The sequence below is a fragment of the Methylocella tundrae genome (genome assembly GCF_901905185.1).
Lineage (GTDB): Bacteria > Pseudomonadota > Alphaproteobacteria > Rhizobiales > Beijerinckiaceae > Methylocapsa > Methylocapsa tundrae.
Genome location: NZ_CABFMQ020000075.1, coordinates 17247 through 41531, shown reverse-complemented (window position 1 = coordinate 41531; position 24285 = coordinate 17247). Strand labels below are relative to the sequence as shown.

Below are 24285 nucleotides of genomic sequence, written 5' to 3'. Positions count from 1 at the left end.
GACCGGTAGAGGCGCTTGAGCTTGAAGCGGGCGTCGGCTGAGGTGAGCTCGCCCGCTTTGGCGTAGTTCGGCCGGCGGACAGCCGCCCTGCGCCATCAGCCGAGACGTGATCCGGCTCCATGAGAGCCGACCTGAGTGGATCAAGCCGATTTTCGCCGGCACTCCGGGCCCGGCGCTCTTCCACTGCCACCAGCAGCTCCACATGGATTTCGGATTCATGGCGCTCTTCAAGTATGCGTAGGCGCCGGCGCTCGCGAACCTGCCAATACGGGGGAGAAACGCGATGATGATCGCGGCGCAATCGGCCACGATCAAAGACCGGGGGACAGGCTCGGCGCTTGAAGTGCTGCTTGTCTTCCTCAAGCTTGGCGTCACGTGCTTCGGCGGGCCGATCGCCCATATCGGCTATTTCCGCGACGAGTTTGTCGTGCGCCGACGCTGGCTCGACGAACACGCCTATGCCGATCTTGTCGGGCTGTGCCAGTTCCTGCCGGGTCCGACGAGTAGTCAGGTCGGGTTTACCATCGGGCTCCTTCGCGCCGGTTACGGCGGCGCGCTCGCGGCGTGGGTCGGCTTCACGTTGCCGTCGGCGATCGCCCTTGTGCTCTTCGCCTATGGCGCGGCCGCGCTCAGCGGTCCGACTGGCGCCGGGCTGCTACATGGACTGCAGCTCGTCGCCGTTGCGATCATCGCCCAAGCCGTGTGGGGCATGGCGCGCACGCTATGTCCCGACCGCGAGCGCGCTTCCATCGCTGTTGTCGCCGCGCTGATCATTCTGTTCAGCGCTTCGTCCGCGGCGCAGGTTGCTGCGATCGGGCTGGGCGCGCTTGCGGGGCTGTGGTTCTGCCGGGGCGCGCCGACCTCTCCTGCTGACCATGTTGTCGTGCTTGTCTCACGCAGGGTGGGATTCGTCGCCTTGACCGCCTTTTTCGGGCTCCTCTTTGGGCTCCCGGTCCTGCGCGACCTCGGCGGCTCCCAGCCTGTCGCCCTCTTCGACGCCTTCTACCGCTCCGGCGCATTGGTCTTCGGCGGTGGTCACGTCGTATTGCCCTTACTGCGCGAGGCTTTCGTCACGCCTGGTTGGATTGACGACAACGCCTTCCTCGCCGGCTACGGCGCCGCCCAGGCGGCGCCGGGACCGCTCTTTACCTTCGCGGCCTATCTTGGGACCGTGGTCAGCGCGCAGCCGCGTGGGCTGGCGGGCGCCGTCCTGGGCCTCCTCGCCATCTTTCTTCCCGGCATGCTAATTCTGCTGGGCGCGTTGCCCTTTTGGGATGTCTTCCGGAAGCACCCGAGGGCGCAAGCAATGATGCGCGGCGTCAACGCCGCCGTCGTCGGTGTGCTCGGCTCAGCGCTCTACAACCCTGTTTGGACCAGTACAGTCGGCGGCCCGGGAGACTTCGGAATCGCTCTCGTGGGCTTTGTGCTTCTCACCGCATGGCGTGCTCCGCCCTTGTTCGTGGTCGTCCTCAGCGCAGCTGGCGGGATCGCGCTACCGCATATCATGTCGTAAGGGCGCGTATCACACTCCGATCCAACGATACTTCGGAGGTCTTTCCCCGAAACGCCGCGGCGTGGTCAGCCCGATCGCGGCGCGAACAGTTGCGCCCAATCGCGGCGGCGGCATGGGTCGCTCGCTTGACCTTCGCGGGAGACAACGCCCCGCGCCGAGCCTGCTTGGCTGCTCATCCATCAAATTGCCGCTGAAGCGATTTGGTAAGGATATTCCGAGACATTTTAGTAACCGTTTCCCCCTATCCCGTAAGCAATTCGAAACGCTAAGCCGATCGCTCTGCCGCCAGCTGCGAATGCTTTACGCCAGGCCTGAGAGCGGAACCGTTTCCACGGGCCTTCGTGGCCGTTTCGACGCTTCGAACGTCTTGCCTTGGAAAGGAGACGAGCATGTTCAAAAGATTGCTCCTGACGACCGTCGCGGCCGCCACGGCCGGCTCGGCGCTGGCCGCCGACCTTCCCTACGGCCAGGGTCCAAGCGACTACGCTCCGGCAGTTCCCGTCTTTACCTGGAGCGGGCTCTATCTCGGCGGTCAGATCGGCTATGCGTGGGGAACCAGCGCTCTCTCGGCGTGGGGGCCCGGCTATTCCATATCCGGCGTCAAGTACAATCCCAATGGCGTCCTCGGCGGCGCCCATGTCGGATATAATCTGCAATTCAATCAGGTCGTTCTCGGCGTTGAAGGCGATGTCGACGGAACCGGAATCAGCAGATCCTACGGCTTCGGACCCGTCACCTATGGCACCCAGATTCCGGTGGAGGGGACGATTCGCGGCCGGCTCGGCTTCGCGCTCGACCACGCGCTTTTCTATGTGGCGGGAGGCGCCGCCTTCGCCAGCGTCACAAACAACTATCAATCTTTCCTTGGCTACAATTCAATCGGAAAGTCGGTCGCGGGCTGGACCATTGGCGGCGGCGTTGAATACGCGCTGACCAATAACTGGTCTGTGCGGGCGGAATATCGTTACATGGATCTCGGCTCTTCGACAGACTATACTTTTGTAACTGGCCCTGGCGCCGGCGTTAATCATGCGCTCACGACCAACGACGTTAGGGTCGGCTTCAGCTACAAGTTCGACGGACTGCTGCCTCCCTCGGGGATCGCAAGATAATGATATTATAAGCCCTTTTTTGAACATATCGGCGCGTGACACAGCCAGAAGCTGTGCTCGGAACGGCTGCGCCAGAGCGATCCCTTCGAATCCGTTGCTCCTAGGTCACACCAAGGGGAATTGCGTCTCGAAAAAGCCCATTTCTGCCTAGACTCGGTTTGTTGGTCACCTGAAACGGAGTAGTTTGCAAAAGCTTCCAACCCTTGAAAGGAGAAAGCAATTATGTTCCGTCGTATGCTTTTAGCTTCGGTTGGCGCTGTTGCGCTTGCCGGCACGGCCTTCGCGGCCGATCTTCCCTCGCGGGCTCCGCCGCCAATCTATGTGCCGCCGGTTCCGATCTTCACCTGGACCGGCGTCTATATCGGTGGCCAGATCGGCTACGCCTGGGGTAAATCAAACGTCAGCTATGGCGACAACTTCGGCGACTATGCGGCCTTCAGCACCACAAACAGTGGCGTTATCGGCGGCGCGCATGTCGGCTATAACCTGCAGCTCAGCCAGTTCGTCGTCGGCCTCGAGGGTGACGTTGACGGCTCCAGCTTGAGCAAGACCTGGAACGGCTATGTTCCTCTCTTCGGCGTCGTTCCCGGTTTTGCTCCCGCTACCGCTGTTCACACGAGCCTCGGCGTCCAAGGTTCGATTCGCGGCCGTGTCGGTTATGCTTGGGATCGCGTTCTCCTGTACGCCACCGGCGGCGTGGCCTTCGCGGGCGTCAACGGCAGCATTTCGACTCCGTTTGGCTATGACAGCGCTTCGTCGACCCGCGTCGGCTGGACTGTCGGCGGCGGCCTCGAATATGCCGTCACCAACAATTGGTCGATCCGCGCGGAGTATCGCTACTCTGACTTCGGCCACTCCACGGTTTACGCCGCGAACTCCTTCGCTTTCCCGGGCTTGACCGCCGTCGGCGCCTTCGCAAATCGTCGAATCACCGAAAATCGCGTTCAGGTCGGCTTCAGCTACAAGTTCGACACGGCCATGCCGGCTCCCGTCGTCGCCAAGTATTGAGGCCAAGCGTCTCGGCTTCAACTTTCAAGGCGTAAAGATTAAAAAGCCCGACCAGCAATGGCCGGGTTTTTTCTTATTTTTAAGGACTTAGTAAGATTTGTAGCGGTCGGCTCTGGATCTTGAATTCGTATGTGGCATGCCCGCCACACCCCTCTAAATTACGGGCTTCGATTGGCGATTTCCCCGCCCTAGCAGTTGTGCGCAAGCGGAAACGCGGTAGTTTGCGGAAGCTTTGAACCCCGGAAGGAGAAAGCATTATGTTGCGTCGTATTCTTTTAGCATCGGTTGGCGCGATCGCGCTGGCCGGCTCGGCCTTTGCGGCCGATCTTCCCTCACGCGCTCCGCCGCCAGTCTATGTGCCGCCGGTTCCGATCTTCACCTGGACTGGCGTCTATATCGGCGGCCAGATCGGCTACGCCTGGGGCAAGACAAATAGCAATATCGGCGACGCGTTCGGCGATTATGCGGCCTTCAGCACCAACAATAGCGGCGTCATCGGCGGCGCCCACGTCGGCTATAACCTGCAGCTGAGCCAGTTCGTCGTCGGCCTCGAGGGCGATGTCGATGGTTCGAGCATGAGCAAGAGCATCTCGGGCGTCGTCGGCGGCGTGCCGACCACGGTCAGCTCGAACATGAGCGTTCAGGGTTCGATTCGTGGCCGCGTCGGCTACGCATGGGATCGCGTCCTGATCTATGGCACCGGCGGCGTCGCCTTCGCTGGTCTCAACGGCAGCATTTCAACGCCGTTCGGCTATGACAGCGCTTCGTCGACCCGCGTCGGCTGGACCGTTGGCGGCGGCCTCGAATATGCCGTCACCAACAACTGGTCGATCCGCGCCGAATATCGCTACGCCGATTTTGGTCATTCCACTGTGTATGCCAACAATTCGTTCGTTGGGCTCGGCGCCTACGCCAATCGCCGCATCACCGAGAACCGCGTGCAGGTCGGCTTCAGCTACAAGTTCGACACCTTCGGGCCGCCGGCTCCGGTCGTCGCCAAGTACTGAGATCAAGCCCTCAGCTTGCAAAAAAGGAACGCCCGGCCAGCAATGGCCGGGTTTTTTTTGCGTTGCTCCGCGCTCTTTTTCCGCCTGCCGCCGGTCGGACGCGCTTTCGCTTGCAAGGCGCATGCGCTCGTGTAAAGCAACCGGATGATACTTGATCCTCCCCCCAGCGCAGCGGCCCCCGGCGGCGACGCCCCTCGCGGCGCCGCGGCGCCGAAAATTGCGTTCGTCTCCCTTGGATGTCCAAAGGCCCTCGTCGACAGCGAGCAGATCATCAGCCGCCTGCGGGCCGAAGGCTATGAGCTGACCAAAAGCTATGACGGAGCGGCAGCCGTCATCGTCAACACCTGCGGCTTTCTCGACAGCGCCAAGGCCGAATCACTTGCGGCGATTGGTGCGGCGGCGGCGGAGAACGGCAAGATCATCGTCACCGGCTGCATGGGCGCCGAGCCAGAATCAATCGAGACGCGCTTTCCGAATATCTTCAGCATCACCGGCCCACAAGCTTTCGAATCAGTGATGCAGGCGGTCCACGCCGCGGTCGCCCCACCGCATGATCCGCTCTTCGACCTCCTGCCAGCGCAAGGCGTCAAGCTGACGCCGCGCCATTACGCCTATCTGAAAATCTCCGAAGGCTGCAACAACCGCTGCTCCTTCTGTATCATTCCGAAGCTGCGCGGCGATCTTGTCTCACGTCCCGCGGCCGACATTTTGCGCGAGGCCGAGAAGCTCGTCGCCGCCGGCGTCAAGGAGCTCCTCGTCATTTCTCAGGACACCAGCGCTTATGGTCTTGACCTGCGCTACGCAGAAAGTGTCTTCCACGATCGCGCCGTCCGGGCGAAGTTCATTGATCTCGCCCGCGAACTCGGCTCCCTCGGGGTCTGGGTGCGTCTCCATTACGTCTACCCCTACCCGCACGTAGACGACGTCATCGAACTGATGACGTCGGGTCTCGTCCTGCCCTACCTCGACATTCCTTTTCAGCACGCGAGCCCGAGCGTCTTGCGCGCGATGAAACGTCCGGGCGATCAGGAGAAAACGCTGGAACGCATCAAGCGTTGGCGTTCGATCTGTCCCGATCTTTCGATCAGATCCACTTTCATCGTCGGCTTTCCCGGCGAAACGGAAGCCGACTTTGAATTTCTGATGAACTGGCTCGGCGAGGCCAAGCTCGACCGCGTCGGAGCGTTCAAATATGAGCCGGTCGAAGGCGCCGCCGCGAACGGTCTCGGTCTGCCGCATATAGAGCCGCAAACGCAAGACATTCGCTATCGCCGCTTCATGGAGCAAGCGCAGGCCGTCAGTACGCGCAAACTGAAAGACAAAGTCGGCAAACGGCTTTCAGTCATCGTCGATGAGGCAAGCCCGCGCGCGGCCGAAGGACGTACGAAAGGTGATGCGCCCGAGATCGACGGGAAAGTTCATATTGTCTCGCGGCGGCCGCTGCGGGCTGGCGAGATCGTTAGTGTGAAGATCGAGCGAAGCGACGCTTATGATCTTTACGGAACGGCCGTGTAAATCTTGGCGACGGGAGCCGGACCGCTGTCATGACGGCTGGCCGCGCACCGTTTCTCGCCGCGGCGTCCGACCGATTTGCAAGCTGAGCGTCTAATTCGGCAGCACCATCTGCTTTGCCGAGGGCACGGTCTTGGCGTAATTCAAATCATAGGTCTTGTCGCGAAGCGGATCGAGAGGCGTGCCTTCCGAAACGTCAATCACGCGCGGATGCGGGCCGTTGCTGGCGGGCGCCAGCGGCGCGTCGCCCTTGTCTGCGCCGTCGACGAGCTGATCGGCTTGCGCGCCCGGCGCCGCCTCCGCCGCGCCAGCGTTCGCAGCAAAAGAACGCGTCGAGGCCGCGGTTGGCGAGGGAGAATCAGGCGCGTCGACGCCGTCGGAGCGGCCGATAGGACCGTCGAGATCGACAATGCCCGGCGCTCCCCGCACGCTGATGCCGAGTTCGCTGAGGCCAGGGCCCATCGCGAACGCGTGGGGCTGTGGCGAGGCTGCGTCGGCCTGACCCTTTTTCGCCTGCATCTTAGTGCTTGTGGAGCCCTCAGCCGGATTCAAGCTTGCGCCGGTCCAGGGCGCAGCCGCCGCCAGGGCGAGGCTTCCGGCTCCATAGGCATGCGTGAACGAAGCAGGGGCTGCAAGCGCCGGATCGCCGGCCGTGCGCGAGTCGACCGAGGCCGGCAGCGCTCCATAGATCGATCCTCCGCCGTCAAGCTCTCCATGCTGATCGCCGCGTGAGGGGCCTGCCGGCGCAGCGCCGGGGGGCGGGCCTCCAGCGGGACCGGAAGCGGGCGCGGGCGACGCCTTGTCTACATCCGCGCCAGCGGCCCCGGCCTTGTCCTTTGCGTCTTTCTCGATCTGGCGCCAGCGCTGAACATTGCGGGCATGCTGATCGAGCGTTTCCGCGAAGACATGGCCGCCGGTCCCGTCGGCGACGAAATAAAGGTCCTGCGTCCGGGATGGATTGGCGACGGCCTCGAGGGCTGCGCGGCCGGGATTTGCGATCGGGCCCGGCGGCAGCCCGTCGATCATATAGGTATTATAAGGCGTCGGCTTTTCGAGTTCGACTCGCGTGATGCCGCGGCCGAGCGTGCCTTTGCCGCCGACGAGGCCATAGACGATCGTCGGATCCGATTGCAGCCGCATGCGCTTTGCCAGCCGATTCATAAAGACGCTTGCAACGCGCGACCTCTCGTCCGCCTTGCCCGTTTCTTTTTCGACGATCGAGGCCAGAGTCACGAGCTCATAGGGCGAATGCAGCGGCAGATTATTGGCACGCCGCGCCCAGATCTGGTCGACGACCTTCTTTTGATCGTCCTGCATTTTTCTGATGAGGTCGGCCCGCGACGCACCCCGCACGACCTTATAAGTGTCCGGCATCAGCGTGCCCTCTTTGGGCAAATCCCTCACATCGCCGATGAGAACGTCATTTTCCTGCAGGCGCTCGACGATCTGCTGGGTGGTCAGCCCCTCCGGGATGGTAATCGCGTGCAGGACCTGCTTGCCGCTGACCAGCGTATCCATCACCTCGCGCAGGCTCGCGCCTTGCTTGAAGAGATATTCCCCGGCCTTTACCTTGGAACGGTTGCCTTCCACCAAAAGCGCGACATTGAGCGCAAAGGGGCTGTCGATTATCCCTTCATGCTCCAGCTCGCTGATGATTTCCGGAACATCGGTGCCCGGAACGATATAGAGCACTTTGTCGGCGGCGAGCGGCCCCGGTTCGCGCATGCGCTGCTCGCTCCAGATCAGCCCGATCATTACGGCGACGGCCGCGATCAGAAGAAACGACAGGAAACCGCTGAGGGCGGAAAGCATCGGCCGCCGCCGGCTCGGGGGCAAAGGCGGCGGAGGCGGCGCCGCGTCAGGCTGCAGCGCTTCGTTCGGGCTTTGGGGCGCGACCCGATAGCCGGCGAATCGACCACCCGGACGTTGATCGGATCTCTGCCCCGTTTTGTCGTCTTGGTCGTTTGGAGGCGCGCCGCCCATCAACTCAACTCACCCAGTCCGCTTCATTGCGCCGCCTATCGCCCGTGGACGCCCCACGGACTGCGACTTTCGACGGCGCATTTTGCCAGCCGGTTGGATCGGCGACAACCCAACCCGAAAAATGTGGCTAATTCGCGTTGAGATTCAAGCGGCCAGCGTCGCCGCCAAAGCTATTCGGCTTGCTTGAAGATCAAACAGGCGTTTGTTCCGCCAAAGCCGAAGGAATTCGAAAGAACGAATTCGACCTCGCGCTTGCGCGCCTTGTGAGGAACAAGATCGATCTTCGTTTCCATCGAGACATTGTCGAGGTTAAGGGTCGGGGGGACGATCTGATCGCGCATCGCCAGAAGCGAAAAGATAGCTTCGACCGCTCCGGCCGCGCCGAGTAGATGTCCGATGGCCGATTTTGTCGACGACATGGACAGCGAACTTACCCCTTCGCCGACAAGCCGCTGGACGGCCTGCAACTCGATCTCGTCGCCAAGCGGCGTCGAAGTGCCATGCGCGTTGATGTAATCGATGTCGCCCGGCGAAATTCCGGCGCGTTTAATCGCGCTGCTCATGGCCCTGAAGGCGCCGTCTCCGGTCGGTTGCGGCGCAGTGATGTGATAGGCGTCGCCCGACATGCCATAGCCGACCACTTCGCCGTAGATGCGCGCGCCACGCGCCTTGGCATGTTCATAGGCTTCGAGCACGACGCAGCCGGCGCCCTCGCCGACGACGAATCCGTCGCGATCCTTGTCGTAAGGGCGTGAGGCCTGCTTCGGCCGGTCGTTGAAGCCGGTCGACAGCGCCCGGCAGGCGGCAAAGCCCGCGATCCCGATGCGGCTGATCGGCGATTCGGCGCCTCCTGCGACCATCACTTCGGTGTCGCCAAGGGCAATCAGGCGCGCGGCGTCGCCGATCGCGTGAGCCCCCGTCGAACAGGCGGTGACGACCGCATGATTTGGACCGCGCAATCCATGCTGGATCGAGACATAGCCGCCGGCAAGATTGATGAGGCGGCCCGGAATGAAAAAGGGAGACACGCGGCGCGGCCCTTTTTCGTGCAGCGTGATCGCGGTTTCAGCGATGCCGCCAAGGCCGCCGATGCCTGAGCCGATGAGAACGCCGGTCTCGATCTGGTCCTCGTAGCTCGTCGGCTTCCAGCCGGCGTCGTTCAACGCCTGCGTCGCCGCCGAGACAGCGTAAAGGATGAAATCGTCAACCTTACGCTGCTCTTTCGGCTCCATCCATTCATCGGGATTAAAGGCGGCGTCCCGGCCATCGCCACGCGGAACCGGCATGGCGACCTTGCAGGGCAAATCCGATGTGTCGAACCCGTCGATGATGCGGGCGCCGCTTTGACCTGCAAGTAAACGGCTCCAGGTCGGCTCGACGCCGCAGGCGAGCGGCGACACCATGCCGAGACCGGTAACGACAACCCTACGCATGTTTGGACCCGGCCAATATGTCACCCTGCGCCCAGCCAATTCCGGCGGCCGCTTTAGCTCCTGCCGAAAGGATTCGCTCTCGAGATTGAGTTCGCAGCCGCCCGACTACGCTTGAAACATCAAGCGGCGGTCGCCTTTTGGAGAAAGTTGACCGCATCGCCAACGGTCACGATCGTTTCGGCTGCGTCGTCGGGAATCTCAACGCTAAATTCCTCTTCGAACGCCATGACCAGCTCGACGGTGTCGAGCGAGTCCGCGCCGAGATCCTCGATGAAGTTGGCGTTGTCGACAACTTTATCGGCATCTACCCCGAGATGCTCTATGACTATCTTCTTCACCCGCTCGGCGACATCGCTCATGGTCGTTTAATCCCTCGTCCTAACAAATTTGCCGACATAGGCCGACGTCGATGCGCGGCACTCGGCGTCCTTGCCATGCTCGCTGCCCGTAACTCGCGCCGGCGTCGCCGATCGATCGAGTTTCATGCACGGCGCCGGATCGAGGTCCAGAAACTGGCGCCTCAATCCCGCAAAGATCGCTTCCCTGACTGCTCAACGCTGGCTTGGTAACACACTTCAATCCCATTGGCGAGAGGCTGCGCGAGGCGCCGAAAACTCGCCCTAATATACTCAAATCATTGCCATTCCTCCGTTAACATGCAGAGTTTGGCCAGTCACGTAGGATGCTTCCGAACTCGCCAGATAAACGACCGAGGCGGCGATTTCGGCGCCGGTCCCGAGCCTGCCCATCGGCACAGTCTGAAGCACGGCGGCCCGCTGCTTCTCATTGAGGACGTCCGTCATCGGGCTTTCGATGAACCCCGGGGCCACGCAATTGACCGTGACGTTCCGGCTCGCCACCTCGGCGGCGAGACTTTTGAACATGCCGATCATCCCCGCCTTCGAGGCGGCATAATTGCCCTGCCCCGGATTGCCGACGACGCCGACGACGGACGAGATCCCGATGATGCGCCCGTAGCGTTTGCGCATCATCGATTTAACGCACGCCCGCGCCAGACGGAAGGTCGCCGTGAGATTGACCGCGATGACCTTGTCCCATTCCTCATCCTTCATTCGCATGAAGAGATTGTCTTTCGTCACGCCAGCGTTGCTGACCAGAATGTCGAGGCTGCCCATCGCGGCTTCCGCGGCCGGAACGAGCGCCTCGACGGCCTTTGTGTCGGAGAGGTCGCAGGGCAGCACCTCGACCCGTGTGGCGAGCTCGGTCGCAAGCGCGTCGAGCGGATCGCGCCGCGTGCCGGATATGGCGACCGTCGCGCCCTGAGCGTGCAGGGCGCGGGCGATTGCCTGGCCGATGCCGCCGCTGGCGCCGGTGACGAGGGCGGTCCTGCCAGTGAGATCGAACATTTGAGGAAAACTCCAAAAGCGCCGGTCAGGCTTGCGCCTTATAGCCGGCTATATCGGCGGGCGTCCCTACGGAAATGCCGGTCGCGTCGGCGCAAACGCGCTTGACGAGGCCTGACAAGACCTTGCCGGCGCCGCATTCGACGAACAGGGAGACCCCCTTGCCCGCCATGAAAATCAGGCTTTCGCGCCAGCGGACGGCGCCCGTCACCTGCGCTACAAGAAGACGGCGGATTTCGGCCGGATCGCTCACCGGCGCCGCCAGCACATTGGCGACGAGGGGCGCGCAGGGGGGCCGGATCTCGACCTTCGCCAGGGCCGCCGCCATAGCCTCGGCCGCCGGCCGCATCAAGCTGCAATGGAAAGGCGCCGACACGGGCAGCAGCAGCGAACGCCGCGCTCCTTTCGTCTTGGCGATTTCGATGGCGCGGTTGACGGCGGCGACTGAACCAGACACCACCACCTGACCGCCGCCATTGTCATTGGCGACGTCGCAGACCGCGCCGGGGCCTGCTTCTTCAGCCGCCTGTCTCGCAATCTCGGCCGCCGCCTCGACCTCGACGCCAAGCAGGGCGGCCATCGCCCCTGCTCCAACGGGCGCGGCGTCCTGCATGGCCATGCCGCGCAGACGCAGCAATCTCGCGGCCTCGGCGACGCTGAAAGATCCCGCCGCCGCCAGCGCCGAATATTCGCCAAGGGAATGGCCGGCGACAAAGGCCGCGTCGCGCGAGAGATCAAGCCCGGCTTCCGCCTCAAGCACGCGGATAGCGGCGAGGCTCGCCGCCATCAGGGCCGGCTGCGCATTCGCTGTCAAAGTGAGTTCGTCCTGCGGGCCTTCGAACATCAGCTTCGACAGGCGCTGCCCCAAAGCCTCGTCGACGTCGTCCAGAACAGCCCGCGCCTGCGAAAACTCATCCGCCAAAGCCTTGGCCATGCCGACAGACTGCGATCCCTGGCCCGGAAAAATGAAAGCTTTCGACGTCCCGCCCAATGCGCCAACCTGACCTGTTGCCCGTTTCGGAAGCGGCAGCGAGTCGCATTGCCGTCAACGCCTGTCAAGACGCCCGGGCCAAATCATTTTCCAGGCGATGCAGCCAAGCGCCGCCCAAACCATCGCATTCTCTTGCGTCGCGCCGCGTGCTCTTGGGTCGCGCCGCGTGGAATTCTCTTGCGTCCCGCCGCGCGCGGGTGAAGCTTTCACAAAGCGATTCGGCCAATGCGAAGGATTGAAGAAGCCCATGCTGCCAATTCCGGGCAAGGCCTGCGGCGCGTGCAGCTTCTGCTGCAAGGTTCTCGAAATCGTCGAATTCGAGAAGCCGGCGGGCCTGTTGTGCGAAAACTGTCTGAAATCGGGCGGCTGCGGCATCTACGAATCCCGGCCCGATGTTTGCCGTGACTATGAATGTCTCTGGAAGGGCGATCGCGGCCTTGGAGCGCCATTGCGCCCCGACCGGGTCGGCGTCATTTTGATGGAGGATCCCGATTCGGACGAGTATCGCGCCGTTTGCGATCCGGCCAAGCCCTTGGCCTGGCGCCATCCGCTCGTCTTCCAACATCTTGTGGCGATGGCCAGGAGCGGCCGGATCGTCGTCGCCAAAGCGGGGCTGAAATCCTGGCGGATCAGGGCCAGCGGCGAAACTGGACCCTGCATCTGAAACGCGCGGAACGCCCCGCGCCGCCACAAAATCCGCACGCGGCGGCGAACGCGCCTTGCCTACTGGCGAAATCACGCTATAAAGCGCCCTTCGCGGCTTCGGCTGGGGGCTGAACGGAAAGCTCGTTTTGCGGGCAGGATCTTCAAAAGATCCGATTTCCAGTGTCTCCGCCTTCGTTTGTCTTGTCGAGCCTTTCCAGGGCTCGAAGGGCTCTGCGCCGGAGCGCCGCGACCACGTAAAGAAAGGCAATGAAAATGGCTCTCTACGAGCATATTTATCTTGCTCGTCAGGATATTTCCGCCCAGCAGGTGGAAGCCTTGACCGAGCAATTCAGAGCGATCATCGAAGGCCTCGGCGGCAAGATCGAGAAGGTCGAATACTGGGGCGTAAAGTCCCTCGCCTATCGCGTCAAAAAGAATCGTAAGGCCCATTTCACGCTTCTGAACATTGACGCCCCGCCAGCCGCCATCACCGAGATGGAGCGCCAAAGCGGCATCAACGAAGACGTCATCCGCTTCCTGACCATCCGCGTCGAAGCGCTCGAACAGGGCCAGTCGGCGATGATGCGCAAGCGCGATGACGACGACCGCGGCGATCGCGGCGACCGGCCCGACAGAGGAGACCGCAGTCGCGCCCCGCGTCCTGACCGGGGTCCAAGACGCCAGCGCGACGATGTCGGCGCCGTTGAGGAGGGCACTTTCTGATGACGACCGCAGCAGCTCCCCGCCGTCCGTTCTTTCGCCGCCGCAAGACCTGCCCATTTTCGGGCCCCAACGCGCCGAAGATCGACTACAAGGATACGCGCCTGCTTTCGCGTTACATTTCGGAGCGCGGCAAGATCGTGCCCTCGCGCATCACCGCTGTCTCCGCCAAGAAGCAGCGCGAGCTCGCGCAAGCGATCAAGCGCGCCCGCTTCCTTGGACTGTTGCCCTACGTGATCCGCTGATCGACAGGCGCGCCTCTGCCGCATGATCATCGAAAAGACGCAAGCTTTTTCGATAACGCATGCTCGAAAGCAAAATGATGAAGAGCGCGGTCGCCCAAGGCGCTGCGCTTTCGCCTTCGGCGGCCCTTAAGCTCATTGAGCGACATGGCTTCAGGCGGACTTCAGTTTTCCCGGATCGGCCATTTGTCCGGTTCGGCCAATGTGTTGGGACGGGTGGAGGCGTTAAGTTTCCGACCCGCCTCTAACCGCCGATGAGCGGGACAGCAGGATTATGAAGAGTCGCTTTTCTCAGTTTGGCGCTTCGAGCGCGGTCGCAGTCGGAGCAGGTCTTGCTTCCGCCCTGCTGTTCAGCCTGGTCAGCCAGGCGACCATCGTCGCTATCGCGCTCGCCTATCTTTCGCCGCTCCCGATCATGATCGCTATGATCGGTTTCGGCCGCGCCGCCGGCGTAACGGCGACGTTTGTCGCCACGCTTGCCGTGTTCGCGGTCGCATTCGTCCAGCAGGCGGGCGAAGCAGAAGGCGCAGCGCTTGCCGCGGCGGGAATCGCGGGATTGACTTTTGCGCTAAGCCTGGCAGCGCCGGCTTTGTGGCTAAGCTATCTTGCCGCGACCAGCCGGCCGAAGGATGGCCCCACCTGGAGCGGCGCGCCCGCAGCCGGACGATCCGGCGCGCAGGACCGATCAACGCTCGAGCGGCTGCTCGCCTATGGCGTCGCTGTATCTGCGACGATCGCAGTCATCGCCACTGTCGTCGTCAGCGCGCGTCAGGGCGGCTTCGAGGCGGCGCTGAACCACGCCGCCGGCGCGTTGACGCCCATGCTCAAGATCCTCGCCGCGGAAGCGCCGCTTCCATCTGGCGTTGATCTTCTCAAACTGGCGCGGCTGATCGTGCTGGCCGCGCCGCCGGCGGTCGCGGCTTCAACCCTGCTGATGCTGCTGCTCAATCTCTGGCTCGCCGCACGCGTCGCGCAGGTTTCCGGACGATTGTCGCGCCCCTGGCCCGACATTCCCCACGAATTGCGGCTTTCGCGCATCTATGCCCCTGTCTTCCTCGCGGCGGTGGGCGTCGCTTTCGTCGGGGGCCTTGCCGGAACCATCAGCGCCATCGTCGCGGCGGCGCTCGGCATGGCGTTCGCTCTGCAGGGCCTTGCGGTCATCCACGACGTCTCGCGTGGGTCGAAGTACCGGGTCTTCATTCTCGGGCTTGTCTACATAGCCCTCATTATACTGGCGCCGCCGTGGCTGCTTATCGCTTTCGCCGCGCTCGGGCTCGTCGAATCCATATTCTCTCTGCGTGATCGCAAAAAGAATTCGATTTCTCCAAAATCTTGAAACAACTCGAAGGATTAAACCAATGGAAGTGATCTTGCTGGAGCGCGTCGCCAAGCTCGGACAGATGGGCGATACGGTTCGCGTCAAGGACGGCTATGCGCGCAATTTCCTCCTGCCCGGCGGAAAGGCTCTGCGCGCGACTCCCGGCAATAAGGCCAAGTTCGAGGACCAGAGGATTCAGCTGGAGACCCGCAACCTTGAACTCAAAACTGAAGCGTCGCGCGTCGCGGAAAGTCTCAACGGCCAGAGTTTCGTCGTCATTCGCCAGGCTGGCGAGACCGGGCATCTCTACGGCTCGGTGTCTCCGCGCGACATAGCGGACGCGATCACGGCCGGCGGCTTTACCGCCAACCGCAACCAGGTGGTGCTCGGCGCGCCGATCAAGACCATCGGATTGCACCAAGTCCCGGTTCATCTCCATCCCGAGGTTATCGCGACGGTCACGGTCAATGTCGCCCGCTCGGTCGCCGAAGCCGAACGCCAGGCTGTCGGCGAAGAAATCAATGTCATCGAAGAAACCACGATGGATGATCTTGGCCTTGAGGTCGGAGCAGCTCTTGCCGACGCGGGCGGCAGCCTTGGCGACAGATAAGCTTCGCGGCGGTCTGTGGGCCGCGGCCTGAGCTCAATAATAATTCCTCTGAACTCAAAGCCTCCCATGCAAACGCGGGAGGCTTTTTCTGTTCAGCGACAGCGGCGCAGGGCGGCCCGCGCGGATAGCGCTGGCGCCCGGCGGCGCGGGTTGCGGAAGCTGAGGCCAATCAAACGAGCGGCGCTGTCGCTGGCGCCCCCTTCGTTTGTTTGATTTTGCAAAGATACGATCAGAAAGCGCGCTGGACTCGAACGCGGCCTTCATATTCGTTCTCGCTGCCCTTGAAGCCCGGCAGGCCGACAGAGTTCAGCACGCTGTCGGGCGCAAGACCCGCCGGACGCGACTGGGATACGTTGACGTACATAAACTCAGCGCCGACGTCGAAGCCTTTGATCGGCGTCCAGACGAGGTTCGCGCCAACGCGCGTGTTCGTGAGGTTTGCGGCGCCAACGGCCCCGCCAAAGCCCGCAAGCGCATTGTTCGAATAATTGATGGCCGCGAAAGATCCAAAGAATGCCGAGGCAAGGGTTGGCAGCCAATAGTGCTTATAGGCCCCCGTTACGGAAAAACCCGATTGCTGCTCGCAGATGCCGCTGAGTGTGAAGATGCAGTCGTATAAATTGGCGTTCCAGCCAGCGCCGCCGTCGGATGGCGAATAGCCCGAGCCCGTGAAGCGATTGCTCGAGACGGCGCCATAGGATGAAGAAAGATTATCGCCCCAGATGTAGCTGACCGCCCCTTTTTCATAGGCCGCTTGCAGCCACAGCTTGTCGCCTGGCGAGAGATAATCGGCGTTCAGCTGAACGCCGGTCTGCGCCGCCCAGCCATAGGCGTTCGCGCTCGCAGCGGGAGAAGCGTAGGACGCGCTCGCAGGACTGGCGGAGGTGGCGTAGAGGCTGCCGCGCGCTTCGTGACCCGCGGCGGACACCTGAACCGAGCCCCAGGGCTGATCGACGCGGACATTGCCGACAATATCGGGCCAGGCCGTCCCCGACGGAGCGCCGGCGAAGGATGTCCCCGAGACGCCGCCGACCCGGATATTCTGGATCGAGCCTCCGGCGTAAGAGGTGCTTGCGACCGTGCTGCCGATCTGGGCCTCGCGCGCATTCTCATCCTCCAGCGAGATCGTGCCGGAAAAGCCGTCGCCGAATGTATGGGTATAGGCGAGCAATTGCGTCGTCGCCGAAGATCCGGCTATTCTTTGAAAATTATAGGCGTTTGCGTAAAAGTCGAACATCGACTGCGCGCGGCCCGCGGTCAGGCCCGCGAACTGGATGAACGCCTTGTTGATGACGGTCGTCGCGCGCGTCACGCTGTTTCCGGCGCCTGCGTTATAGGGGTTCGCGGCGAAGCTGGAGGCTGTGCTCCAGGACCCAACGTTCCCTGCGCCGGTCCCGACAAAAGCGTCCATGCGGAAAAAGGCGCGCAGGGTTCCCCAAGGCGTGCCGGTGCGGGCGTCCAATTCGACGCGGCCGAGCGCATCCCACCCGGCGTCATCACGCGAGCGCGCGTTCGAATATTGCGCGACGGTCGGGATGTAACCCCAGGCCGTGGAGCCGCCGCCGTTGCGCACGGGATTGGAATAGATCCAGGGGTTTGAAGTCCCGCCCTTGCCCGAAATCATGCCGGTGGCGCCGATTGGCGCGACGCTGTAGCCGGCGTTAAAGGACTGCACCTCGGAAAGGGCAAGGCCGCCGATCTTGAGACAGGTGTCTGTGCCGGGCACAAAGAAGAAGCCCGCCCCATAGGCGTCGCAGACCCTCACATAGTCGATGGGAGCCTCAACCGTCGCCGCAGGCGAATCCGCCGCATGCCCCTCGGGCGCGCTCGCCAGGGCCATAACGGACCCTAGCAGGAGGCCCTTCAAGAGCATCATGTCAAACCTCCGATTGAAGACCCAATCAGGACCGGCCTGGCATCCGGCGCCACAGCGGCAGTAACAATTGCCTTCGCGAAGCTTAAGATTCGGACTGTCCAAGCATATTTTGGTCCCGTTCTTTGCTCGGATCAAACCGCATTATAGGCCGCGTCGCCCTGACCGCCAATTGCGTTCTATCGAATCGAAGATCGGTTCTCGCCTCCCCTCTCGCTCGCATCGCCACCCTAGACGCGAGCCCTATCCGGGGAAACAGATTTCAGGCACAAGACCGCGTTTCAGTCATTAACTGTGGCGTTAGTGCAACCTTTACAAGAGGCGGCGGCCAAGATCGGTCGCTGGAGGGTCTTGCCATCGCCCTAAGGGTCGGGCATATGTGCCAAATCAACGGAGACCGCGCAGCCATGCGCCGCTCCGCTGGTTTGGAGATGTGGCCGAGAGGCTGAAGGCGGCGGTTTGCTAAACCGTTATAGGGTTGTAAAGCCCTATCGAGGGTTCGAATCCCTCCGTCTCCGCCAACCAGCCTCCAGCGGCTCGCTTCAGGTCTGTTCAGGCTGGGACGGGTGCGCGCTGGGCGCGGTCCGGAGTAAACGCAATGTATCTGGCTGGATTTCGACTTGACCGTTTTCGACGCGGCGGCGCTGGCGGCCGGGGACGATCGAGGTCTTTCTTGCCAGCGACGGCTTCGCTCGCCCTCGCCATAGCGGCCGCCATGTCCTCGCCAGCGAGCGCCGCTCCCGAACCGCCGACGGGCTTGTGGTTCACCAAAAATGACGGCTCGATCATCAAAATCGCGCCTTGCGGCGCGGATTATTGCGGCACGCTGATCTGGCTGAAAGAGCCGAACGGCTTCGATGGAAAGCCCAGGATCGACAAATATAACGAGGATCCCGCCAAAAGGGGGCGGTCACTGGTCGGGATCGAAATCCTCATAGATCTCGCGGCGGACGATGACCGTTGGCGCGGCAAGGCCTATAATCCCGAGGACGGCAAAACCTATGACATCACCTTCAAGGTCGTGCCGGACAAAATCACCGGCGACAAGGCGGAAATCGAAGGTTGCATCCTGAAGATTCTTTGCAAGACCGACGTTTTCACCAAAACGCAATCCGTGCCCAAGGACGCGACGCCGGCGCCATAAATGGAGCCCTTGCGCCAGCGCTTGCATTCGCATCGGCGGGGCCGCATTGATCGGCCCGTGAGGTCCAGGTGGATGGTACTGTAGTGTTTCGTCGCCGTCAGCGAAGTGTGAGACTTTTGCGTCCGCTTGCCGGAGGAGCCTTGTCCGCTAACCCTTGGGCCCTTGGCTCGGGGCCATCGTTCGGCCCGGCGCAAGTCTTTCCTGCGAGGCTGGCGATCGCCCTTGTCTGCGCCACGGCATCAATGGCGGGCGCCATGGCGCAGGAGCCAAATCCCAAGGCCAAGCCAGGCCTTATCATGCCGCTCCCTCCATCGCGCCCAGCCAATCTGGGCTCGCCGCCAGCCGGCGCCATCCCGGCCCCGGTCGCGCCTCCCACGGCCGCGCCACAGCCGCCAGCACCCGATGCAGCTCCCGCCGCTCCCGTTCAAAGCACGACGGCGGGGCCGCATCCCTTGCCAGTGGCCTCGCGCCAAAGGATGCATGAGTGCGGCGCCGAATGGCAGAAAATGAAAATGGACGGATCGGCGAGGGATAAGACCTGGCATGATTTCGCGGAGATCTGTCTCGCTCGATAAAGTGAGACCAGCTGCGCTGCGATCATCGCGCGATTGGCGTCTTGCTCGAACCGAGCTTCACCCCGGCGTCGCGCCGGGAGAGATGATTCGAGGACGCGAGCGCCATCATCAGACACGGCGACATTTGGGGCCGCTCATCGCCTCGTCTTCTTTGCTCCGGCTTTGATGGATCAATCAAAAAAAACGGAGACAGCCCGCGACGAAATCGCGGCGCGCAGGCAGCGCGTGGCATACGGCCGAGGCCGGCTGTCTCCATGCATCCGCAAACGGTCGAGATCCGCGGCCGTTAAGCCGACTCCGGCGGAGTCGCCGGGGGAGGCGCCTTTGGCTTGCGGGGCGCGGTTTTCTTGACGGCGGCCTTCTTGACCGCGGCCTTCTTGACGGCGACCTTCTTGACGCTGGCTGACTTCGCGGGGGCCTTGCGCGCCGTCGACTTCACCACAGCCTTTTTCGCAACCGTCTTTTTGGCAGTCGCCTTTTGAGCGACGGCTTTCTTGGCCGGGGCTTTCTTGGCGACGGTCTTTTTCGCAACGGTCTTTTTGGCGACGGTCTTCTTTGTCGCCATTTTCTTCGTCGCGGTTTTCTTCGCCGGCGCCTTCGTAGCCACTGTCTTCTTCACAGCGGCCTTGGCGGGCGCGCTCTTTTTCGCAGCCGAAGTTTTCTTCGCTGCTGTCTTCTTCGCAGCGGTCTTCTTCGCTGGCGTCTTCTTGGTTGTTGCCTTAACCATGCTCGAACTCCCCTCCGATAAAACGTCAGTCGGTTCATGCGCCGACTAGAGGCGTGCATAGCGTAGCGTTGTTAATAAGACGCGCAAGAGGCGTTGCGATCCAGGCGTCATCATCACATGCGAAGACGCCATCGCTGGCGGCGTTAAAAACACATCCGCGTCAAGCGCGAAGAGCAAGCCGAGCGATCGTCATTCAATCGCACGCCGCCCGTGATGAGCCGCCGATGATCGGGCGAAACACACCGCCATCAAACGATGAAAGGCATCTCCAAAAGCCTTCGCCGGCATCCGTTGCCTAAATACAAAGCCATTGTTTTTTGAGGCTCTATTCAATTTTTGAAATTCATTCGAAGGCGCATACGGCAGCCGTGCAAAGCGCACTTCGAGCGAATGCAAAGCCGGGGAGCAACGCGCGGCGAGGGCTGTCAAAGCGCGTAAACAAGGATGAAAACAGATCCATTCGTCAGACTCGAATGGCGAACGTCAGCCGGCGATTTTGCAGGACTGCAGGCGCAAAAAAAAATGCTGGCAACTTCAAAAAAGATACGCCGCGGGGCGCGCCCGGCGTTTCGAACAACGATCGAGTCGCGAATCATCCAAAGTGATTCGCGACTCGCAATCCACCGCCCGTGGCTCGCAATCGCATCGCGGCGTCGAAACGAGGCGCCGCGCGAGGCTTGCGCGTCAGATGCCGAGCTTCGATTTCAGCTCATCATTGACGGCTTGCGGATTGGCTTTGCCGCCAGTCTGTTTCATCACCTGGCCGACGAACCAGCCAAGCATCGAAGGCTTCGCCTGCGCCTGCGCGACCTTATCCGGATTGGCCTTGATGATGGCGTCGACCGCGGCCGCGATGGCGCCGACGTCGGTCACCTGCTTCAAGCCGCGCGCCTCGACGATAGCTTTCGGATCGCCGTCCTTCTCTTCATTGATGATGATGGCGAGAACGTCCTTGGCGATCTTGCCGGATATGGTGCCGTCGGCGATGAGGTCGACGAGCCCGGCGATCTGGCCGGGCTTGATATGTGTCTGCGCGACCGGCAGCCCGACTGAATTCGCATAGGCTGCAACGTCGCCGGTGATCCAGTTGGCGACGAGCTTTGGATCGCGCGTCACGCCGCCGAAGCCGAGTGCCGCCTCATAATAATCGGCGGTCTCCTTATCGGCGACGAGCACGCCGGCGTCATAGGGCGGCAGCCCATAGTCCTTGATGAAACGCGCCTTCTTGGCGTCCGGCAATTCGGGCAGCCCGGCCTTCAGCCGATCGACATAAGCCTGATCGAACTCGAGAGGCAGCAGGTCGGGATCGGGAAAGTAGCGATAGTCGTGCGCTTCTTCCTTGGAGCGCATCGAACGCGTCTCGCCGCGCGCGGGATCGAACAGGCGCGTCTCCTGCTGGATGACGCCGCCGTCTTCGATGATGCCGATCTGGCGGCGCGCCTCGGTCTCGATCGCCTGGCCGATGAAGCGGATCGAATTGACGTTCTTGATCTCGCAGCGCGTGCCCAAAGGCTCGCCCGGCCTGCGCACCGAAACATTGACGTCGGCGCGCAAGGAGCCCTGCTCCATATTGCCGTCGCAAGAGCCGATGTAGCGCAGGATCGTGCGCAGCTTGGTGACATAGGCGCGCGCCTCATCGGACGAGCGCATGTCGGGCTTCGATACGATCTCCATCAGCGCGACGCCCGACCGGTTGAGGTCGACGAGCGACTCCGTCGCCGACTGATCATGCAACGATTTGCCGGCGTCCTGCTCGAGATGCAGCCGCTCGATGCCGACTTCGATCTGCTCGGTCGGCGACACGTCGACCGTGACGACTCCCTCGCCGACGATGGGGCTCTTGTATTGCGAGATCTGATAGCCCTGCGGCAGATCGGGATAGAAGTAATTCTTGCGGTCGAACACCGAGCGCAGGTTGATCTGCGCCTCAAGGCCAAGCCCCGTGCGGACAGCCTGCGCCACGCATTCCTCATTGATGACCGGAAGCATGCCAGGCATCGCCGCGTCGACGAGCGAGACATTGGCGTTGGGCTCATTGCCGAATTGCGTGGAGGCGCCGGAAAACAGTTTCGATCGCGATGTGACCTGAGCATGGATCTCCATGCCGATCACGACTTCCCAGTCGCCGGTCGCGCCCTTGATGAGTTTGGATGGCTTTGCGTGCGTGTTCATTTCCAATTGATCCCTTCTACGCGCAATGGAAGCGCACGGACGATCTCGGCAAAAGCGTCGAGTTCATGAACACAAGTCTTCCAAACGTAAGCTCTCAGCAGGTCCGGCACTTCAGGGGTGACGTGGTCGGCGTCCGCAAAAACTAAGGTAACAATCTTGAACCGATCGCCTTTCGTCCGTTCTTCCGCGATCGCGTAGTCAATCTCCGTACCCAAATATCCGCTGTCTCGATAATTCGCCGTCACAAAGAAGACCGCTGCGCAAGACTCGTGGAACCCCTGCAAAAGGCCACGTTCGAGTTTGACGCCCGCTGCCATAGCGTCCTCGTCAAGCCAAGGCTGAAAGCCGACCTGTTCCAGCGCCTTATGGAAACGTCGGACCATCGGCTTATCGACACCCCTATGACTCAGGAAGACGCGTTTTGGCATATGGCGCTCAACGTCGCTGGGACGGACGACAATTTCACCATACGCATGTTCTCTTACCCTTCCGAACTCGTCTCTGCGCTCTGCTTGGAAGTCCATTTTGAGTGTCAATTGACCTTTCAACCAGCCGTCACTCTGCAGGATTTCGAACGACTGTCTGAAGGCTTCTACATCCAGATCCCATCCCTGGGGTTTCCAAGACAGCCATTTGATCTCGTTCCGTCTGAGTACGCCTTCTAAGAATTCCTCCGCCTCTCTTTGGAAGCGCTGGCTCCCCAAAACGAAGTGTAGAGCTACTCCCAATCCTTCGTCATGTTGGCCCTGTAATTGCTGCCAGACGATATTACCCCCCAGCAAAATCTGGCAAACGAAGTGTTTCACTCAAGCCCACCATTTTTGCGGCGGCTTCACCTTCGGCGCCGCGTCTTCAATGACCTTCGCGACTGCGAACAAAGTCTCCTCATCGAAGGGGCGCCCGATCAGTTGCAGGCCGAGCGGCAGCCCTTCGCTCGACGCCCCCGCGGGAACGGCGAGGCCCGGCAGGCCCGCCATATTCACAGTCACCGTGAAGACGTCGTTCAGATACATTTCGACCGGATCGGCGGAGCCCTTTTCGCCGAGGCCGAAAGCCGCGGACGGCGTCGCCGGAGTCAGGATCGCATCGACGCCCTCGGCGTAGGCGCGTTCGAAATCGCGCTTGATCAAGGTGCGGATCTTCTGCGCCCGCACATAATAGGCGTCGTAATATCCGGCCGAAAGAACATAGGCGCCGATCATGATGCGACGTCGCACTTCCTTGCCGAAGCCGGCCGCGCGCGTCGCTTCATACATGCCGATGATGTCCTTGCCCGGAACGCGAAGGCCGTAGCGCACGCCGTCATAGCGCGCGAGGTTCGACGAGGCTTCCGCCGGCGCCACGATATAATAGGCCGGCAAGGCATAGCGCGTATGCGGCAGTGAAATGTCGACGATCACGGCGCCCGCCTCTTTCAGCCATTCGACGCCCTGGCGCCAGAGCGCGTCGATCTCGGCGGGAATGCCGTCAAGCCGGTATTCTTTCGGAATGCCGATCTTCAGGCCTTTGACGCCGCGCCCGAGCGCGGCCTCATAGTTCGGCACCGGCGCATCGACCGACGTCGTATCCTTGGGATCATGGCCCGCCATCGAGCGCAGAAGGATCGCGGCGTCCTGAACCGTGCGGGCGATGGGTCCTGCCTGATCGAGCGAGGACGCGAAAGCGATGATGCCCCAGCGTGAGCAGCGCCCATAGGTCGGCTTGACGCCGACGGTGCCTGTGAAGGCCGCCGGCTGGCGGATCGAGCCGCCCGTGTCCGTCGCCGTAGCGCCAAAGCAGAGCCGCGCCGCGACCGCCGCGGCCGAGCCGCCGGAGGAGCCGCCGGGAACCAGCGGCGCGTCGGAGCCATTGCGCCGCCACGGCGAGATCACCGGCCCGAAATAAGAGGTCTCGTTCGACGAGCCCATCGCAAATTCATCGAGATTGAGCTTGCCCAGCATCACCGCGCCGTCGCGCCAGAGATTTGCGCTGACGGTCGACTCATAGGCCGGCGTGAAGCCTTCGAGAATATGGCTCGCGGCGGTCGTCGGCACGCCTTCCGTGCAATAGAGGTCCTTGATCCCAAGAGGTATGCCTTCGAGCGGTCCCGCCTCGCCCTTGGCGATCCGCGTATCGGACGCCGCCGCCATCGCCAAGGCCTTGTCCGGCGTCTCGGCGAGGAAAGCGTTGAGGGTTCGCGCCTTCTCGATCTCGGCGATCTGCGCGCGCGCGAGATCGACGGCGGAGACTTCTTTCTTCAAAAGCGCATCGCGCGCCTCAGTGAGGGTAAGGTCGGTGAGTGCGGTCAACGTCGCGTCCGTTCTGCCTTGAGTTATCGTTCCGGGTTGTCGAGCGCC

The 24285-nt window shown here is 62.1% G+C and carries 22 protein-coding genes and 1 tRNA gene; 13 read left to right on the top strand and 10 right to left on the bottom strand.

Annotated features, from left to right (window positions below; genetic code table 11):
• Positions 1 to 106: 106 nt before the first annotated feature.
• The 6 genes from MPC4_RS21735 (at position 107) to rimO (ending at position 6155) form a co-directional block, all read left to right on the top strand.
• Positions 107 to 241: a multicopper oxidase domain-containing protein gene (locus MPC4_RS21735; protein ID WP_210253613.1), complete on the top strand. Its 135-nt coding sequence runs from the start codon at positions 107 to 109 to the stop codon at positions 239 to 241.
• A gap of 42 nt (positions 242 to 283) precedes the next feature.
• Positions 284 to 1513, top strand: a complete 1230-nt coding sequence (gene chrA / locus MPC4_RS07585) for a chromate efflux transporter (protein WP_210253612.1) — start codon at positions 284 to 286, stop codon at positions 1511 to 1513.
• Positions 1514 to 1902: 389 nt separating this feature from the next.
• Positions 1903 to 2625, top strand: a complete 723-nt coding sequence (locus MPC4_RS07580; RefSeq protein WP_174511984.1) for an outer membrane protein — start codon at positions 1903 to 1905, stop codon at positions 2623 to 2625.
• Positions 2626 to 2847: 222 nt separating this feature from the next.
• Positions 2848 to 3633, top strand: coding sequence for an outer membrane protein (locus MPC4_RS07575; RefSeq protein WP_174511983.1), 786 nt, complete (start codon positions 2848 to 2850; stop codon positions 3631 to 3633).
• A gap of 257 nt (positions 3634 to 3890) precedes the next feature.
• Complete coding sequence (locus MPC4_RS07570) at positions 3891 to 4640, top strand: outer membrane protein (RefSeq protein ID WP_174511982.1); 750 nt, start codon at positions 3891 to 3893, stop codon at positions 4638 to 4640.
• Positions 4641 to 4784: 144 nt separating this feature from the next.
• Complete coding sequence (rimO, locus tag MPC4_RS07565; protein ID WP_174511981.1) at positions 4785 to 6155, top strand: 30S ribosomal protein S12 methylthiotransferase RimO; 1371 nt, start codon at positions 4785 to 4787, stop codon at positions 6153 to 6155.
• Between the two features lie 90 nt (positions 6156 to 6245).
• On the opposite strand, the gene mltG is transcribed toward rimO, so the two are convergent.
• From mltG to fabD, 5 genes are all read right to left on the bottom strand, one after another.
• A complete protein-coding gene (gene mltG, locus MPC4_RS07560) occupies positions 6246 to 7964 on the bottom strand; it encodes an endolytic transglycosylase MltG (RefSeq protein ID WP_174511980.1) in 1719 nt (572 codons plus the stop codon).
• A 341-nt stretch (positions 7965 to 8305) separates the two neighbouring features.
• A complete protein-coding gene (fabF, locus tag MPC4_RS07555; protein WP_174511979.1) occupies positions 8306 to 9568 on the bottom strand; it encodes a beta-ketoacyl-ACP synthase II in 1263 nt (420 codons plus the stop codon).
• Positions 9569 to 9687: 119 nt separating this feature from the next.
• Positions 9688 to 9927, bottom strand: coding sequence for an acyl carrier protein (locus MPC4_RS07550; protein WP_134486242.1), 240 nt, complete (start codon positions 9925 to 9927; stop codon positions 9688 to 9690).
• Positions 9928 to 10197: 270 nt separating this feature from the next.
• On the bottom strand, positions 10198 to 10935 hold the full coding sequence (fabG, locus tag MPC4_RS07545; RefSeq protein WP_174511978.1) for a 3-oxoacyl-[acyl-carrier-protein] reductase: 738 nt from the start codon (positions 10933 to 10935) through the stop codon (positions 10198 to 10200).
• A gap of 25 nt (positions 10936 to 10960) precedes the next feature.
• Positions 10961 to 11923, bottom strand: a complete 963-nt coding sequence (gene fabD / locus MPC4_RS07540; RefSeq protein WP_280514757.1) for an ACP S-malonyltransferase — start codon at positions 11921 to 11923, stop codon at positions 10961 to 10963.
• 247 nt (positions 11924 to 12170) lie between these two features.
• Between fabD and MPC4_RS07535 the strand changes: the two genes are divergently transcribed.
• The 5 genes from MPC4_RS07535 (at position 12171) to rplI (ending at position 15458) form a co-directional block, all read left to right on the top strand.
• Positions 12171 to 12587 (top strand): hypothetical protein, encoded by a 417-nt coding sequence (locus MPC4_RS07535; RefSeq protein ID WP_174511976.1) that lies wholly within the window; start codon positions 12171 to 12173, stop codon positions 12585 to 12587.
• Positions 12588 to 12841: 254 nt separating this feature from the next.
• The gene (rpsF, locus tag MPC4_RS07530) at positions 12842 to 13291 is read left to right on the top strand and encodes a 30S ribosomal protein S6 (RefSeq protein WP_174512026.1); all 450 of its coding nucleotides are present in this window, start codon (positions 12842 to 12844) and stop codon (positions 13289 to 13291) included.
• Positions 13291 to 13533, top strand: coding sequence for a 30S ribosomal protein S18 (gene rpsR / locus MPC4_RS07525; RefSeq protein ID WP_134486235.1), 243 nt, complete (start codon positions 13291 to 13293; stop codon positions 13531 to 13533). Before rpsF ends, rpsR begins: the two co-directional genes overlap by 1 nt.
• A gap of 271 nt (positions 13534 to 13804) precedes the next feature.
• Positions 13805 to 14866 (top strand): YybS family protein, encoded by a 1062-nt coding sequence (locus MPC4_RS07520; protein WP_174511975.1) that lies wholly within the window; start codon positions 13805 to 13807, stop codon positions 14864 to 14866.
• Between the two features lie 22 nt (positions 14867 to 14888).
• On the top strand, positions 14889 to 15458 hold the full coding sequence (rplI, locus tag MPC4_RS07515; RefSeq protein WP_174511974.1) for a 50S ribosomal protein L9: 570 nt from the start codon (positions 14889 to 14891) through the stop codon (positions 15456 to 15458).
• A 229-nt stretch (positions 15459 to 15687) separates the two neighbouring features.
• Here rplI and MPC4_RS07510 read toward each other — a convergent pair whose 3' ends face one another.
• The gene (locus tag MPC4_RS07510; RefSeq protein ID WP_174511973.1) at positions 15688 to 17334 is read right to left on the bottom strand and encodes a porin; all 1647 of its coding nucleotides are present in this window, start codon (positions 17332 to 17334) and stop codon (positions 15688 to 15690) included.
• 424 nt (positions 17335 to 17758) lie between these two features.
• On the opposite strand from MPC4_RS07510, the gene MPC4_RS07505 reads away from it, so the two are divergent.
• A tRNA-Ser gene (locus MPC4_RS07505) sits at positions 17759 to 17852 on the top strand.
• A gap of 152 nt (positions 17853 to 18004) precedes the next feature.
• Positions 18005 to 18475: a DUF2147 domain-containing protein gene (locus tag MPC4_RS07500; RefSeq protein ID WP_174511972.1), complete on the top strand. Its 471-nt coding sequence runs from the start codon at positions 18005 to 18007 to the stop codon at positions 18473 to 18475.
• Between the two features lie 861 nt (positions 18476 to 19336).
• Here the strand turns inward: MPC4_RS07500 and MPC4_RS07495 are convergent.
• The 4 genes from MPC4_RS07495 to gatA form a co-directional block, all read right to left on the bottom strand.
• A complete protein-coding gene (locus MPC4_RS07495; RefSeq protein ID WP_174511971.1) occupies positions 19337 to 19777 on the bottom strand; it encodes a histone H1-like repetitive region-containing protein in 441 nt (146 codons plus the stop codon).
• Between the two features lie 684 nt (positions 19778 to 20461).
• Positions 20462 to 21949, bottom strand: a complete 1488-nt coding sequence (gene gatB / locus MPC4_RS07490; RefSeq protein ID WP_174511970.1) for an Asp-tRNA(Asn)/Glu-tRNA(Gln) amidotransferase subunit GatB — start codon at positions 21947 to 21949, stop codon at positions 20462 to 20464.
• Positions 21946 to 22755, bottom strand: coding sequence for a toll/interleukin-1 receptor domain-containing protein (locus MPC4_RS07485; RefSeq protein ID WP_174511969.1), 810 nt, complete (start codon positions 22753 to 22755; stop codon positions 21946 to 21948). The genes gatB and MPC4_RS07485 overlap by 4 nt, the downstream gene beginning before the upstream one ends.
• A complete protein-coding gene (gatA, locus tag MPC4_RS07480) occupies positions 22756 to 24237 on the bottom strand; it encodes an Asp-tRNA(Asn)/Glu-tRNA(Gln) amidotransferase subunit GatA (protein ID WP_174511968.1) in 1482 nt (493 codons plus the stop codon).
• Between the last annotated feature and the right edge of the window lie 48 nt (positions 24238 to 24285).

Bases quoted from the DNA above. Each gene is read 5' to 3' on its own strand.
- chrA (WP_210253612.1), top strand. From the start codon at position 284: ATGATGATCGCGGCGCAATCGGCCACGATCAAAGACCGGGGGACAGGC.
- MPC4_RS07580 (WP_174511984.1), top strand. From the start codon at position 1,903: ATGTTCAAAAGATTGCTCCTGACGACCGTCGCGGCCGCCACGGCCGGC.
- MPC4_RS07575 (WP_174511983.1), top strand. From the start codon at position 2,848: ATGTTCCGTCGTATGCTTTTAGCTTCGGTTGGCGCTGTTGCGCTTGCC.
- MPC4_RS07570 (WP_174511982.1), top strand. From the start codon at position 3,891: ATGTTGCGTCGTATTCTTTTAGCATCGGTTGGCGCGATCGCGCTGGCC.
- rimO (WP_174511981.1), top strand. From the start codon at position 4,785: ATGATACTTGATCCTCCCCCCAGCGCAGCGGCCCCCGGCGGCGACGCC.
- mltG (WP_174511980.1), bottom strand. From the start codon at position 7,964: ATGCTTTCCGCCCTCAGCGGTTTCCTGTCGTTTCTTCTGATCGCGGCC.
- fabF (WP_174511979.1), bottom strand. From the start codon at position 9,568: ATGCGTAGGGTTGTCGTTACCGGTCTCGGCATGGTGTCGCCGCTCGCC.
- MPC4_RS07550 (WP_134486242.1), bottom strand. From the start codon at position 9,927: ATGAGCGATGTCGCCGAGCGGGTGAAGAAGATAGTCATAGAGCATCTC.
- fabG (WP_174511978.1), bottom strand. From the start codon at position 10,935: ATGTTCGATCTCACTGGCAGGACCGCCCTCGTCACCGGCGCCAGCGGC.
- MPC4_RS07535 (WP_174511976.1), top strand. From the start codon at position 12,171: ATGCTGCCAATTCCGGGCAAGGCCTGCGGCGCGTGCAGCTTCTGCTGC.
- rpsF (WP_174512026.1), top strand. From the start codon at position 12,842: ATGGCTCTCTACGAGCATATTTATCTTGCTCGTCAGGATATTTCCGCC.
- rpsR (WP_134486235.1), top strand. From the start codon at position 13,291: ATGACGACCGCAGCAGCTCCCCGCCGTCCGTTCTTTCGCCGCCGCAAG.
- MPC4_RS07520 (WP_174511975.1), top strand. From the start codon at position 13,805: ATGAAGAGTCGCTTTTCTCAGTTTGGCGCTTCGAGCGCGGTCGCAGTC.
- rplI (WP_174511974.1), top strand. From the start codon at position 14,889: ATGGAAGTGATCTTGCTGGAGCGCGTCGCCAAGCTCGGACAGATGGGC.
- MPC4_RS07510 (WP_174511973.1), bottom strand. From the start codon at position 17,334: ATGATGCTCTTGAAGGGCCTCCTGCTAGGGTCCGTTATGGCCCTGGCG.
- MPC4_RS07495 (WP_174511971.1), bottom strand. From the start codon at position 19,777: ATGGTTAAGGCAACAACCAAGAAGACGCCAGCGAAGAAGACCGCTGCG.
- gatB (WP_174511970.1), bottom strand. From the start codon at position 21,949: ATGAACACGCACGCAAAGCCATCCAAACTCATCAAGGGCGCGACCGGC.